Source organism: Bradyrhizobium sp. SZCCHNRI2009 (assembly GCF_032485115.1).
Classification (GTDB): Bacteria; Pseudomonadota; Alphaproteobacteria; order Rhizobiales; family Xanthobacteraceae; genus Bradyrhizobium.
This window is the reverse complement of record NZ_JAUEUH010000007.1, coordinates 1-13,562: the sequence shown is the minus strand read 5'-3', so window position 1 is coordinate 13,562 and position 13,562 is coordinate 1. Positions and strand designations below refer to the sequence as shown.

The 13,562-nt window shown below is 64.0% G+C and carries 12 protein-coding genes; 1 reads left to right on the top strand and 11 read right to left on the bottom strand.

Annotated features, from left to right (window positions below):
• Positions 1–253: 253 nt before the first annotated feature.
• From QX041_RS23640 to QX041_RS23595, 10 genes are all read right to left on the bottom strand, one after another.
• The gene (locus tag QX041_RS23640; protein WP_316166669.1) at positions 254–1,627 is read right to left on the bottom strand and encodes an MFS transporter; all 1,374 of its coding nucleotides are present in this window, start codon (positions 1,625–1,627) and stop codon (positions 254–256) included.
• A gap of 34 nt (positions 1,628–1,661) precedes the next feature.
• Complete coding sequence (locus QX041_RS23635; RefSeq protein WP_316166668.1) at positions 1,662–2,201, bottom strand: hypothetical protein; 540 nt, start codon at positions 2,199–2,201, stop codon at positions 1,662–1,664.
• Positions 2,202–2,359: 158 nt separating this feature from the next.
• Complete coding sequence (locus QX041_RS23630; protein ID WP_315716450.1) at positions 2,360–2,788, bottom strand: CopG family transcriptional regulator; 429 nt, start codon at positions 2,786–2,788, stop codon at positions 2,360–2,362.
• A 10-nt stretch (positions 2,789–2,798) separates the two neighbouring features.
• Positions 2,799–4,793 carry a conjugal transfer protein TraG gene (locus QX041_RS23625; RefSeq protein WP_316166667.1) on the bottom strand — a complete coding sequence of 665 codons (1,995 nt, stop codon included), beginning with the start codon at positions 4,791–4,793 and terminating at the stop codon, positions 2,799–2,801.
• A gap of 17 nt (positions 4,794–4,810) precedes the next feature.
• Complete coding sequence (locus QX041_RS23620; RefSeq protein ID WP_316166666.1) at positions 4,811–6,571, bottom strand: relaxase/mobilization nuclease domain-containing protein; 1,761 nt, start codon at positions 6,569–6,571, stop codon at positions 4,811–4,813.
• Between the two features lie 463 nt (positions 6,572–7,034).
• On the bottom strand, positions 7,035–7,517 hold the full coding sequence (locus QX041_RS23615) for a S26 family signal peptidase (protein WP_316166665.1): 483 nt from the start codon (positions 7,515–7,517) through the stop codon (positions 7,035–7,037).
• A 26-nt stretch (positions 7,518–7,543) separates the two neighbouring features.
• Positions 7,544–8,008: a DUF2840 domain-containing protein gene (locus QX041_RS23610; protein ID WP_315770030.1), complete on the bottom strand. Its 465-nt coding sequence runs from the start codon at positions 8,006–8,008 to the stop codon at positions 7,544–7,546.
• A 289-nt stretch (positions 8,009–8,297) separates the two neighbouring features.
• The gene (locus QX041_RS23605) at positions 8,298–9,179 is read right to left on the bottom strand and encodes a replication initiator protein A (RefSeq protein ID WP_315770028.1); all 882 of its coding nucleotides are present in this window, start codon (positions 9,177–9,179) and stop codon (positions 8,298–8,300) included.
• 2 nt (positions 9,180–9,181) lie between these two features.
• Entirely contained in the window at positions 9,182–9,484 is a 303-nt protein-coding gene (locus tag QX041_RS23600; RefSeq protein ID WP_315770026.1) for a helix-turn-helix domain-containing protein, read from the bottom strand.
• Between the two features lie 656 nt (positions 9,485–10,140).
• Positions 10,141–10,419, bottom strand: coding sequence for a DNA -binding domain-containing protein (locus QX041_RS23595; protein ID WP_315718652.1), 279 nt, complete (start codon positions 10,417–10,419; stop codon positions 10,141–10,143).
• A 1,076-nt stretch (positions 10,420–11,495) separates the two neighbouring features.
• On the opposite strand from QX041_RS23595, the gene QX041_RS23590 reads away from it, so the two are divergent.
• Positions 11,496–12,158, top strand: a complete 663-nt coding sequence (locus tag QX041_RS23590) for an SOS response-associated peptidase (RefSeq protein WP_315718658.1) — start codon at positions 11,496–11,498, stop codon at positions 12,156–12,158.
• Between the two features lie 1,193 nt (positions 12,159–13,351).
• Here QX041_RS23590 and QX041_RS23585 read toward each other — a convergent pair.
• Positions 13,352–13,562: hypothetical protein (locus tag QX041_RS23585; RefSeq protein ID WP_316166664.1), on the bottom strand; the 211-nt coding region annotated here is incomplete at its 5' end.

Genomic DNA, 13,562 nt, shown 5'->3' with positions numbered 1-13,562 from the left:
AGCATCGCTTGTGATGATCAAAGATGCAGACCTCCTGCAGCAGCAAGACCAACAGCGCTTCGGGTGTAGCCTGGCGCAGGAAAGCGTAGAGACAGGAGGGCTCTTTCGGGCGGGACAAGCAGATCACCAAGGCGGGGCAGCAGCTTTCAGAGCGCGGGTCATGGGCCCGCAGCACCGCCCCCTCGCGGCCGAGAGCGACGGCGAACGCTGCTCTAGCAAAGGCGAAGGTCGCCACCGGCGCCGCGGCGTCGACTCACCATCTGGCATGGCTTGGCGGCTCGCGGGCGGGAGCCGGGCGATCGCTTGAGGTCGCGGCGAGGTCGGCCATGACAAATTCGGTCCCGCTGCTCGCCTCCGATGATCGCGGCCTCTGCTCTCGTGGAGCGGCAAACCAAATCAGTGCTGCTGCCTGCAGCGCGAGGTTCACTCCGAAGGCAACCTGATAGGCGATGACAGGATAGTGCCCATTGGATTGCGGCCATTGGGCCAGCAAAACACCGATCCCGTACTGGGCCAGAAACCCCCACCCGAAATGCACCACGTTCAAGGCCCCGTTGGCGCGGCCAGCCAATTCCTTCGGGTAATAGTCCGAGATGATCGCAAAGCTGAGCACGGTAGCGGCTCCGACGATCGCGATGATCAGCCATGGCGCGATTGCCGGCAATGGCAGCCGCCACACCAGCGCCAGCTGCGCCGCCATGAAGAGCACGGCGATCAAAGCCAGCAAATGCTCTGGACCTAATCCCCTGCGTTGCGTCCAGTTGGCCAACGCACCGAGCATCCACGCACCGAGGCTGAGCATCAGGGCGGTCAGACACAGCGCTGTCACGACCTGGGCGCGGGTCATGCCCTCCACGTCGGCCAGCCACGCGGATGCCCACAAGCCCTGGAGCGACCACGCCGATCCGATGCAGGCTCCGGATAGCGGCGCGACCCTCCAGAACCGGACGTCGCGAAGAATGCTCCGCAAGCCACCTGCTTCCGACGCGGACGACGCCTGCGTTTCGCGCTCCGGCACCAGGCAATAGATCAGGATCGCCGCTGCAGCGGTCGCGATGGCCAGGATGTCAAACAGGCCGCGCCATCCGGTCTTCACCAGGATCGCCTCGGCGGGCAGCGTCGCGCTGACAGCGCCAAGCGCCCCGAGCATGACCATGTACCCATTGACCAACGCCACCCGCTCGCGCGGAAACCACAGAACAATGGCCTTCAGGCCCGCGGTCAGAGCCGCAGCGACCCCGAGCCCGATCAGGGCGCGTGAGAGGAGCAGCGAGAGCGGCCCCGACGACCTTGCGAAGGCCTCCGCGCCAAAGGCCGCGACGACAAGAAGCGCGCTCTGAACCCGGCGCGGGCCATAGCGGTCGAGCATCATGCCGACCGGGATCTGGGCAGCCGCAAGGACCAGGAAGTAGGCCGCCGTGATCAGACCAAGGTCGGCCGCGTTCAACCCGAGCTCTGAGGCAAGACTGGCAGAGACGAGTCCATTGATGGTGCGAAACAGATAGGACAGGAAATAGCCCATTGCGAAGGGCAGAAACACCAGGGCGGCGAGCCGCCAGCCTGTGATCTCGCGATGGCCTTGGTCTCCGGCTTCGGTGCCCTTTCGGCCGAAGGCATAGGCCGACAACGAACTGCCGTGATCTGCGTGCTCGCGGGATCGCTCAACGGCTCGATTGAGGCGGGAGGCGAAAGGGATCCTCGCCGCCCTCCCCGGCGGCAGGCACGCCCCAGGACACCTCGGCGATTGGAGGCTCGGCACGGCGAAGTTGAGCCGGAAATGGCTGGCTCACTTGACCGGCTCGCGCAGCGCCATCGGGTCGCCTCTCTCGCTGCCTTTCCGACAAGTCACGCTGCAGCTTTTGGATCGCGCCAATCCGCATCGCCTGGTCGAAATCACGATCACCGCCCCTTGCTGCGCCCGTGCTCTCCTGATCCGCCAGCGACGTCAACGCCAGATGGTAGCGTGCATGAAGGGCGACCGTCTCATTGAGGGCCGCGATGTCGCGCTGAATCGTTTGCAGCTGCTGTTCCAGGCCCTGCAGGCGATCTTGCGCCGGCATCGGTCCGTCCAGCGGCTGGGCTAGAAACCGTTCGAGCGCCTTTTCCACGACGATCGTGCGGTTCACGCATCTTTCCTCGGCTGCGCCGGCAAGGCGGGCGAGAATCTCGCTGGATAGCTGCAAAGTGAGTTTTTTCTTCATCGTTCGGACCTCATCTGGTCCGTCGATTAGGTCAGCTTGCCTGGCCTGGCACGCGCAAGATTCGAACGTTCGAAGCCTGGCGGGTGGAAAGAAACGCTGGCGTAGATGCCAAGCTCAACCCGCGCGCTGGAACGGTCCCGATCGACGCTTCCACCGCCTCAGGAGCCGGGCTCGCTCGACGGCGGTCTGACGAAATCCTCAGGAATTTCGCGCAGGAAGCTCTGCCCCTTCTGCAGCCGGCGGCCGAGCGCCTCCACAAAGCCTTCGAACCGCTCGCGTCCCTTGACCTGCGCTGTGGCCTGCGCTTCGGACGGCAGCGGGGGTGTCACGGTCAGCCAGAAGCGAACGAACAATGCGTGCGTCTCGGCAAGGATGCCGACATCACGCTCGAGCCGCTGCATCTGCCGCGACAGCCTGTCGAGCCGGCGTGTGAGCGCCGCCTCGCGCCGATCAGCCGCATCCGGCGACAGAAACGACTGAACCGCCGCCTCGACGATGGCCGAGCGCGAAAGCTTCCTGCGATCGGCGAGCTCTACGATCTGCCGCAGCAGCTCCGGCGGGAAGTAGACATTCATTCGATCCCGCATTGGTCTGTCCTCACAAGCCCATGTCATCGCGCGGGTCGAGCGCAGCCTGACGCGCAATCCCCGTCGTGCTCGCATCGCGTGAGCTGACCAGCTGCGGCGTCCCATCATCGTCATCGAGCACGACAGAAAACTCGTCCACCGGATCTAGGCTCGTCGTTTCGCTCGCGATCGCTTCGTGCTGCGGCAGCTCCGGCTCGCGTCGCAAGCCGCCATTGGCCTGCTCGCCCCTTGTCTCGGTGGGCACCGTCAGCCGGGATCCAGTGAGCACGGGCGAGAGGGGCGCAAGCGATGACCAGTCATCCGCACTCACGGACGCTCTGGTCCTGGCGATGTCCGGCGGCGGCAGGATGCGCGAGACCAGTCTCTCATCCTCGAAATATCGCACCTTCCTGGCGCGGATCGGTGGTACGCCGGCGACCATCACGATCTCATCAGCCGCCGGCAATTGCATCACCTCGCCCGGCGTCAGGAGCGGACGCGGCGTCTCCTGGCGCGACACCATGAGGTGACCCAACCATGGCGCCAGGCGATGCCCGGCATAATTCTTCACGGCCCGCATTTCGGTTGCGGTGCCGAGCGCGTCCGAGACGCGCTTGGCGGTTCGCTCGTCGTTGGTCGCGAAGCTGACGCGGACATGGCAGTTGTCCAGAATGGCATTGTTCTGCCCATAGGCCTTCTCGATCTGATTGAGCGATTGCGCAATCAGGAAGCTCTTGATGCCGTACCCAGCCATGAAGGCGAGAGCGGATTCGAAGAAGTCGAGCCGGCCTAACGCCGGAAACTCGTCCAGCATCATCAGGACACGATGCCGGCTCTGCTTTGCCTTGAGATCCTCGGTCAAGCGCCGGCCGATCTGGTTCAGAACCAGACGAATGAGCGGCTTCGTACGTGAGATGTCGGATGGCGGCACGACGAGATACAGCGTCGCAGGCTCCTCCCCTGCAACCAGATCAGCAATGTGCCAATCACATCTCCCCGTGACAGCAGCCACCACCGGATCCCGGTAAAGACCGAGGAATGACATCGCCGTTGAAAGGACGCCCGAGCGCTCATTCTCCGATTTGTTCAGAAGCTCGCGCGCTGTCGATGCCACCACCGGGTGCGGCCCGGCCGCGCCCAGATGATGCGTCGCCATCATCGCCATCAACGTCGCCTCGATCGTGCGCCGGGGGTCGGAGAGGAACGCGGCAACGCCGGCCAAGGTCTTGTCGGGCTCGGCATAGAGAACGTGCAGGATGGCACCGACCAGAAGCGAATGGCTGGTCTTTTCCCAATGATTGCGCTTGTCGAGGGATCCCTCGGGATCCACCAGCACGTCGGCGACATTCTGGACGTCACGCACCTCGCAGGCCCCTCGCCTGACTTCGAGCAGCGGATTGTAGGCTGAGGCATTCGGGTTGGTCGGGTCGAACAGAAATATGCGGCCGTGCCGCGCGCGGAATCCTGCCGTGAGCTGCCAGTTCTCGCCCTTGATGTCGTGAACGATCGCCGATCCCGGCCACGTCAGAAGAGACGGCACCACGAGACCGACGCCCTTGCCAGACCGCGTCGGTGCAAAACAAAGCACATGCTCCGGTCCGTCATGGCGCAGGTAGCGCGCTCCCAACCGTCCCAGGACCACGCCATCCTCGCCGAGCAGTCCCGCCTTGCGCACCTCGCCCAGCTCGGCCCAGCGCGCGGACCCATAAGTTGCTGTGGCTTTCGCCTCGCGCGACCGCCACAGCGACATGCCGACCGCAACCGCAATAGACGCGAGACTGCCACTGACCGCGATAGCCCCACCTTCGGCAAAGACGGAGGGGGCATAGGCATCGTAGATGAACCACCACCAGAACAAGGTCGGTGGGAAGTAGACTGGCCAGCCGGCCAGCATGAACCATGGCGTCCCCAATCGCGACTGGAAGGCGAGCCGCCAGGCCGTCCATTCGGTCGCGGCCCATATCGCAAGCAGGTTGATCAGCACGACGGCGAGTAATTGTGCCCATTGGATTCTCGTCGCAGGCATGTGGTGTCTCCCGAGTTCTAAAGACCGAGGTCGCGCTTGCGACCAAGCTGCCAGTCGATGCCAGTGGCCTTCGCAAGGCCCGTGACCTTCTGACCGAGCCGGTGATCGATGTCGCGCGACCACGGGACGAGGTAGAAACCGGGACCATTGTCGATCATGGCGAAGCGGCCGGAGGCCAGGACAAGCCGCTGGCGGTAGATGCCCGCAACCTGTTGGCCGGGGTCGACCTTCAGCTGCGGCGCGCCGTTGGTCGCCGACAGCCGCGCGCCCACGGATTCAAGCTCCTGCCTGCGCAGCGTCTTCAGAAGATCCCGTTGCGGGACGATCTGCTGGCCATGTCTCTGCGCCAGTCCCCGGTCCGCGAGATACTCTGCCCGGCTGCGCAGCGCGCTCCTCACCTCCGCGCCAAATCCGCCGAAGGCCAGGGAGACAGGTTCACGCTCGACCAGCCGATGATCGAGCCAGGTCGCTCCCTCGGCCTTGATCTGGTCGGCCAGGGCCAGGTCCGAGCGCGTCGCCAGGACCAGGGTCGGCCGCGCCTCGTCCGCAGCGCCAAAGCGCCTGATCTCCACAATGCCGCCAGGCTGAGGCGCCTGCGCAAAAGCCTCGATCCCGCGGAAGCGAACGTGGTGGGCGCGGCCGTCGATGCCATCGATCACTGCATAGGCTTCGCCGGTCAGCTCGTCGTGGAGTCCACGGTCGACCAACCGCCCCATGATCGATGATGGACTGTTGATCCCGTCGATGACGTAGTCCGCAGCGCTCCGCTCCTCACCACGGCGAGCGAACGCCTGATGCATGGTCCTGATGATATCACCACGCGTGCCGAGCTCGCGGAGCTGTCGCTCTGCGCCAAGCTCGACCATCCACTCGTTGGGTCCGGCCGCCGCTGCCAGTCCCAGGCGCTCGAGATATTGCAGGCGCCCTCGCATCAGGCGGTGGACCTCGGGATCAGGACCCGCTGCCACCCGCTGACGGAGATCGATGGCCCCCACCTCATCGCAGGCCATGCGGATCTCGCGATCGAGCCGTGTCCAGCGATCCGCGGTGATCTCTCTTTCCAGTGCGTTGCGGATGTCGTGCTCAGGCTTCGGACCGAGCTCGAGCGCCACCAGCTCCTCGGCCCGGGAGCGCAGGCCCCGGCCGATATAGTCGCGGGCCATTACGAGATCTGCGCCCGTCTGATCGACACCGCGTACGAGCACATGAACGTGCGGATGGTCCGTATTCCAATGATCAACCGCGATCCACTCGAGACGCGTCGACAGATCAGCTTCCATCTGCCGCATCAGATCGCGCGTGAACGCTCTGAGGTCCACCATGTCGGCTGCGTCCTCTGGCGAGACGATGAAGCGGAAATGATGCCGGTCGTCGCTGCTCCGCGCCTCGAAGGCAGCCTCGTCGGCGTGATCAGCTCGCGCATCGAACATCCTTGCCGGTTCGCCGTCGCGGGTGACCCCCTCCCGCTTGAGATAGGTCAGATGCATCGCCAGCGGCGCTGACCGAAACGCGTGACCCTTGTGCCTTGCGATGCGGGCCTTCACCGTGACGCGGCGGCCCGAGGCAAAGAGGCGCTCGCGACTGAAGCTGAGACGGCCGCGGCCGAAGGTCGAATGGGTGCCAGCCGGCCGGCGTCCGTCGATCACCGAAGGCAGCGTGACGTGCCCCGCGGCGTTCGCCGCGCGCAGGACGCGATTGATGAAGCTCCTGGCCTTCCTCTCACGCGCCTGACGGATGCGCCCCGGACGGATGCGGAATTCGCGCTCTGTGGTGCTCATGCGCGGCACCCCGCGGCAAGGATTGAGGCTATAGTGCCGAAAGCAGCATTGATGTTGTTGAGAAAGAGCATCAGCGCGACACGCGCTCCGACCGGACGGCACGGTTGAACGCGAGCCATGTCAATGGCTTGCTGATCAACAGGCGAGCCGCTTTTATCTTGCAGTCGACCGTCGGCAGCTTGCGGCTGGCTTTGGACCCTCGCCTCGGCTCTCGGTCCGACGCTCCGCGCCGGCGTGCCGGAAACAACAGCGAAGCATCGGCGACCGTGAAGACTGCGACGGACAATCATCGTTGAGGCCGACGCATCGCACCGCATGACAACGTCGCGAGGAATTCCGCTGCGGTCGGCTTTGTCATTCAAAGCCTCTCGTGCCGACCTCAATGACGACCGTTTCCGATCGCAGCGGCTGCTCATCAACGTCGACATGACGTTCGCAGGTCGTGCGCAGAACGCGTGAATCATCACGGCTGCCTCGTCCACACGGGAATGGCACGCCCGATGACGTCCGATGTCGCCGTCGGACCGAAATAGCGTCCATCCAGCGAACTATCCGATTGCCTGTTCATCAGAAAGAGCTCGTCACCGCCGATGATGCGGCAGCCACGCCAATCCGGGAGCGGCCGGCCCTGTCTGTCGCTCTCTTGCGCGATGCCGACTTCGACTCCATCAATCAGGATGACATGCTCGCGACGACAAACGGCCTGGCCGGGAAGAGCAAGAATGCGCTTCAGCATCGGTACGCCCCTCGGCAGGTAGCCTTCGTCCGCAAGCCATCCGGCCAACACGCCGTGGGGCAGGACAACGACGATCTCGTTGGTGACCCATTGCCGGACCGGCCGAACCAGATAGAGGCCGATCGGAACGCTGCCGGAGACATTCCAGATGAGCAGCGGACGCAACCTTGGTCGCCCGACCTCCGTCACGAGCCACACCCCGGCGAGCATCGCGACGCCAATGGCAAGCCATTTCGTCATGGCATGATCGTCCTTCGATGCAGCCAGGCCCGATGGCGCAGATCCGTGTAGGGACGCGGCGGTTGTCCGGCGGCCATGCGGTTCTGAACGTGCCACCAATGATCCGGTGCGACATCCGCCGGATCGATGCCGAGCGCCTCGATCGCGTCGATCTGCTGCAGCACCCGCTCGACCTTCGGCCAGCCAAACACCTGCAACAGGATCGCTGCTCCCGGAGCGACGAAGGGCACGGTCGCACAGGCTTCTCCGGGGCCAACGGCCTGCAGAACGTTGATCCGCGACAGCACCGTGCCGTAATCGTTCGACGACCAGCGCACGAACGCAAAGACGCTTCCCGGCGTGAACGCGACCTCCCGGCGATAACGGTCGAGGCGAAGCTCCCGCACGGTTCGACCGAAGCGTATGCGGTTTTCGATCTTTCCCTGCAGCCACAGCAATTGGACACGCGTCAGCTCGCTCATTGGCAAACTCTGAGGTTGACGAAATCTGGACGGCTCTGCGGGCCGGGAATGAGGAAACCGGGGGCGTCTCGCACGGTCTCCGCTGTCGACAGCAGGAGAAGCCAGCGTGCACCGGCGCCCCAAAGCTCGGGCCCGTTAGACAAAATCCGAAGGATTTTGCGGTTAGGTAAGTTAGAAGGCGGAAAGGACGCGCCAGACCAAAGGCTTAGGGTCGACTTCGGTCCCCGATGGCACGACGATCCGGTCCTCGATGGCACGCGTCCTCCGGTCCCCGATAGCACGAGACAATTCACAGCTTGTCCCCTGCGGAGCTCGAGGGGCGATGCCTGGCGAAACGCCTTGCGACCGGGTCAGTAACGGCGGCTGCGAAGTTCAGCCGTTCGGTGCCGTTTGGATCGCGGGTGAGGACCAGCTCGTAGCCCGGCAGGCGCTGGCGGCGGACGATTTCGCGAAGGTCGTAGGCGAAATGCTTCAGCGGCGAGAGGCTGCCGGACTTGGCATGCAGATAGCCGAGATCGAAGCTCCAGCCGCCATCCTGATGGCCGCCATGCTTGCGCACGAGGCGATACAGCCAGCGCTCCAGCCCGCCCGTCAGCGCGAAATAGGCCCGATCAATCGTCAGCACGAGCGCGTCATCGATGACGCCCGAATAGAACCAGTCCGGCAGGATCAGCTGCAATCCGGACGGCCTGCCATGGGCATCCGCCGTCTCCTTCCACTCGTTGATCCAGGAGAAGCGGTGCCGCCGCCGCTCGGCCGGCTGACGAATCGAGGTGAGCACGGTCGTCGACTGCAGCCGATCAAGTCCTGCCTTCAGACGGTCGTAGTCACGCACGCCGGTGCCGCGACCGACAAACGTCAGGATCTCATACGGCGTGGCGGCCATCAGGCGCGACGTCTTCAGTCCGGCGTCGCGAGCCTCGACGATCTGTGACGCCGCCCAGATCAGAACATCCGCGTCCCAGATCGTCGCCATGCCATGTTCGGGGACGGCCTCGACCCGAATGGCGACAGGCCCCGCGCGGAAGTCGATCGGCACGACGCGCTTGCTCTTGGCCAGCGAGAAGAACGGATAGGCCATCAGATCCTGCGCATCGCGCGGCGCCAGATCGCCAGGCAGCGCGCGAAACAGATCGAGCTGATCGCGCTCGGATTTGCGCAAACCTCGCACGTTCAAGCCCGCCCAGCCCGCGACGCGCGACGCTCCTGCCCTGCATAGGGAATGAGACCTGGATGTCGCTTCGCCGGCAGAACGGTGCCCTGGCCGGGATCAGCCGTCGACGTCTTGGTGCCGCGATCGGCCCAGGCTTTCAGATCGTCGAGCGCATACACGACGCGGCCGCCGATCTTGCGATATAAGGGGCCGGTGCCGTAGGTGCGGTGCTTTTCCAGGGTGCGGCCGGACAGTCCAAGGTAACGCGCAGCTTCGGGTGTACGAAGAAAGCGCGGCGGGGGACCGGCTATCGGATCGGGCATCGAGCATCCTCCGGGACAGGTTCGCGCCCTCACGGGTCGTTCGGCGCGTCGACGGACATGATCGACGCGCAGGGCAGCGAGGGGGGATGCCGGAGATCGAGGGGCGCGGTTTCGGCACCCCCTCGCCTCAAGGAAGCGACTCGTCTTTGCGGCGGCGGGCGCGGCCTTAGTGACAGCCCCTATCGGCCACGAGCCGTCTTTTCACCGGTGACCAGTGCAGCTGAGCATGGGAGGCCGATCAGTGGCATGCTGAATGCCGCGCTCAAGGGCAGTTCCGAAAATCCTCGGATAGCGATCGCCCGCCCGCTGCCATTGGGTGAGCTCGCAGACCCACCGGCAGGATCAAGCGCGAGCGGCAGCCAGATGATGCCTCAGGCGCGACCCAGGGACGCTCCGCGTGCGGCTTCCGCCCTGATCTCTTGTCCACGCCCTCAGTCGCCTGGAGAAGGATCTGAGTGACGGCCAAGACCGTGGATCGCGGCGCATGCCGGAAGGCGGCTTCGAAGCTGGCTGAAGCTGCGCCGCATGTTCGATCGCTTCTACCGCAACTTGAGTTTGGTTGCCTGCGTATGATCTCGCGAGCCCGTCCATGCTCGCGACGGACCGCGGCTTGTTTCCAGTCCAAGCGGGCCTGCCGCAGCCTCAGGAGCTCAGAGCTACGTCTGATCCGATCCGCGTAGCAACTGATGATAACCCTTCTCAGACATCCACCTCGCCCGCGCCAGATGGCTATCGAAGGCGCGGCGGGCACGCTGGGGTTCGTTGACCGGATCGATGTGCAAGACGAGCCGGGCAACCTCCTCCCAGTCCGCGCCCTCGGATGCTGCATCCAGAAGGCGGAGATACGTCACAGCATGTTCTTCATCATAGGCTGTCAGAACGGAATCAGTCGGCGCGAGGTCGGCGACAGCGGGATCGAGCGGTGGAATGGGCATTGGTCAGAACCTGTTTGGAGCGAACACAACCTGTCGACCTGAAAAAGCAGCACGGACCCCGTCGAGATCCGGGCACGAGACCGCCTTCCAAACGTCTTCAGCTGTCGCTCCCGCGTGAGAGAAAGATGTCCGTGTTGAAATGCCGGCAAAGCCGGAGCTGTTTGAGAAGACAATTCGACGCGTCTTTGCCGCCACCATGAAGCGCTTGCGTCTAATCCAAGGCGTTTTGCTGCAAGCGCTCGCTCACGCTTGGCTCGTCGCCTGCGTTCGTGTAGCCGACGCACGTCCACATTTCATCTTGAGAATAATACTCACGGCCGATGTTGCCAAAGCGCCGGCGACGCTCGCGAATTCCCGCGCGGGGAGGGCTGACGATCGGTATCTGAGAACCGTCTTTCCAAATGGAGTTCCGTGAGCGGCAGAGTGGCCACGACCTCTCGCCGCCAAACAGGAGCGCACAGCGCTGTGGAATCCAGCTCTCGATCGAGCTCAAGACCAAGCGCTCCCGTTCAGGTTCCCGAAGCGCCCGTCCCAGAGATTGAGGACGACGATGTAGTTGCACCCAAGGCGTAGCGGCTTCACTTTCAGCCGCGGGACTGGAATCAATGCGGCATGCCTACACTCACCCGTCGCCGCGATCCGCACTCGCCAAACGAGACCTGGCGCATTTACTTCGGAGACGTCGAGGCGGGAACGATTGCAGAGCGCCCCGAAGGCCCCTCCGGTTCGCCCGTCTGGCAGTGGTTCTGCGGCTTCTATCCAGGCAGTCACCCAGGCGAGCAACAGCTTGGCGGCGCCAGCACCTATGAGCAGGCGCGCGACGCGTTCCAGGCAGCATGGAACGTCTTCCTATCGAATCGGTCACAGCAAGATTTCGACGAATGGCGCCAGCACCGGGCCTTCGTCGCCTGGAAGGATCAGATGCGGGAGGCCGGATGTCCTCAGCCGACCCAAACCAAGTCAGGTTGCTCGCGCTGCTTCTGCGGCGCGGTGATCGACCTGAAGACAAGTACCGAGCACATCTACTCTCACCACATGCCGACCGCGAGACGCTTGGTTCCGGGATCATCTTGACGATGTGCAATCTCTACTCGATCACCACCAATCAGGCCGCCATCGCCGCGCTTTTTCGGATCGTTCGCCAGTTCGCGGGCAATCTCCCCTCGATGCCGGGCGTCTTCCCCGACTATCCGGCTCCGATCATTCGCGGCACCGGAGACGACCGCGAGATGATGATGATGCGGTGGGGAATGCCACCACCTCCGCGGACTGGCGGGCCACCCGTGACCAACATCCGCAACACGTCGTCTCCGCATTGGCGCGGCTGGCTCAAGCCCGAGAACCGGTGCCTTGTGCCTTTCAACAGCTTCGCCGAATATGCGCCCGAGCCGAACCCGGAGACGAAGAAGAAGGACGTGGTCTGGTTTGCCTTGTCTGATGATCGCCCCTTGACCAGCTTCGCGGGCATTTGGACCGAGTTCAAAGGCGACCGCGGCACGAAATCCAAGCCGCTGCCAGGCCCTCATTTGGTCTACGGCTTCCTGACTACGGAGCCCAACGCCGTGGTCGCACCTATCCACCCCAAGGCGATGCCGGTCATCCTGACGACAGAAGAAGAGAGGGAGGTCTGGCTGCGTGCGCCATGGAACGAGGCCAAGGAGCTGCAACGTCCATTGCCCGATGGCGCGCTCGAGATCGTCGCACGCGGGCCGGCCAAGGAAGATATACCTGCGGCCTGAACGAGCCGGCGGATTGCACAAAGACGGGCTCGCCTTGCGCCCCAATCCTACAGCTCCCGGCGACAACCTTTTCCGCGTCCGAGACTCGAAGCGCTCGCTCGTGTGGAGTCATCGGGTGGCGTTGTAGCGTCGCTGCCGCGAAGCTGACGGAACCAAAGGAAAACGATTCTAGACCACGCGGCACGGCTTCGGACAGCCGGACTGCAAGACGATCGGTCGCGCACAAAGTGGTCAGGCCGGCCAAGCATCGCGGAGGTGAGCCTGCCAGATTTCGGCATCTACACGACGAGCTCACGATCCGCAGCCTCGTGCGTCCGGCCGAAGGTCGGAATGAATGATCGCCGCTGGGCGAACGCCTACCACGATAGAGATCAAGGGAATCGAAGCCGCCTTACGCGAGGCGCCGCTTGCTCCTGGGAACCTCTTTGCCCTGGGATCTTCTTTGAAGAGAAGGCGCGGCGATCAGCCGCCAGGGCGCGGAACGCGAAAGAGCAGCCGCAGGAGCGCCGCTTTGCGGCGCGGGACCGACTGCGATCGCGAGACCAGTCAAGAGGGCAGCCGCAGGAGCGTCAGCATGCGACGGCGAAGCCGGGACGCGGGACCGACTGCCCCCGGCGAGCGATCCATCATGATGCGCCAGGGATGAAAGCCGAATGGCGGAGACGCGTCCATACTTGCTAGCGACTCCGTTCACGACAGCCCGGCCGGCGCGACCCTTTTACCATCTTCACCCTCGATCTGCCCTTTAGAACAAGCGCGATTATGTCCCGCTGCCGAACCCGCTCTCAGGGATCTGGCAGAACAGCAAGCCATAGGCTTCGGCGGACATACCCATCCTGCCCTCGATGGGCAAAGCTATGGGTCGATCAGGGCACCGGGGTGTGAACCCGGTTCGCCTCGCCAGACGTGCTTCGGTCCTCCATCCACAGTACGCCAGCATGGCCCAGCAATCGGCAGAGCCAATCCATTTCTGGTTTAGTGGCCACCTTTCGGTGCCCCACGTAGCCGAGACGTGGCAATGTCGCTGCTGAGAAGGACGGCGGCCCGACATTGATGAGTGACGGCCGCGTATCGATTGGGAGGCAGGGCACTAAAGCGACTCCCTTAGCATCGTTGCGCTTGGGTCGACGACGAATAGACACCTCGGCACCTTTCTGAGTCGAGTGCGTGCGCGTCAACGGCACGCCGCGCGACTATTTCAGGAGCGCTGAGATGGCCCGGCCGAGAGCCCGATTCGAGACGTCGCCTCGCGGATCTTCTCGGTTGGCGCTCGCGACGTCCGCTCCCGGAGCGGACTGGAAGCAGGCCGTCAAAGGATCATAGGAACGCTTTTGACCGATTCCGTTGAAAAAGTCGGCAGTAGTTTCGTCGTGAACGCCATCTGTTTCGAGGACGAATTGGCGC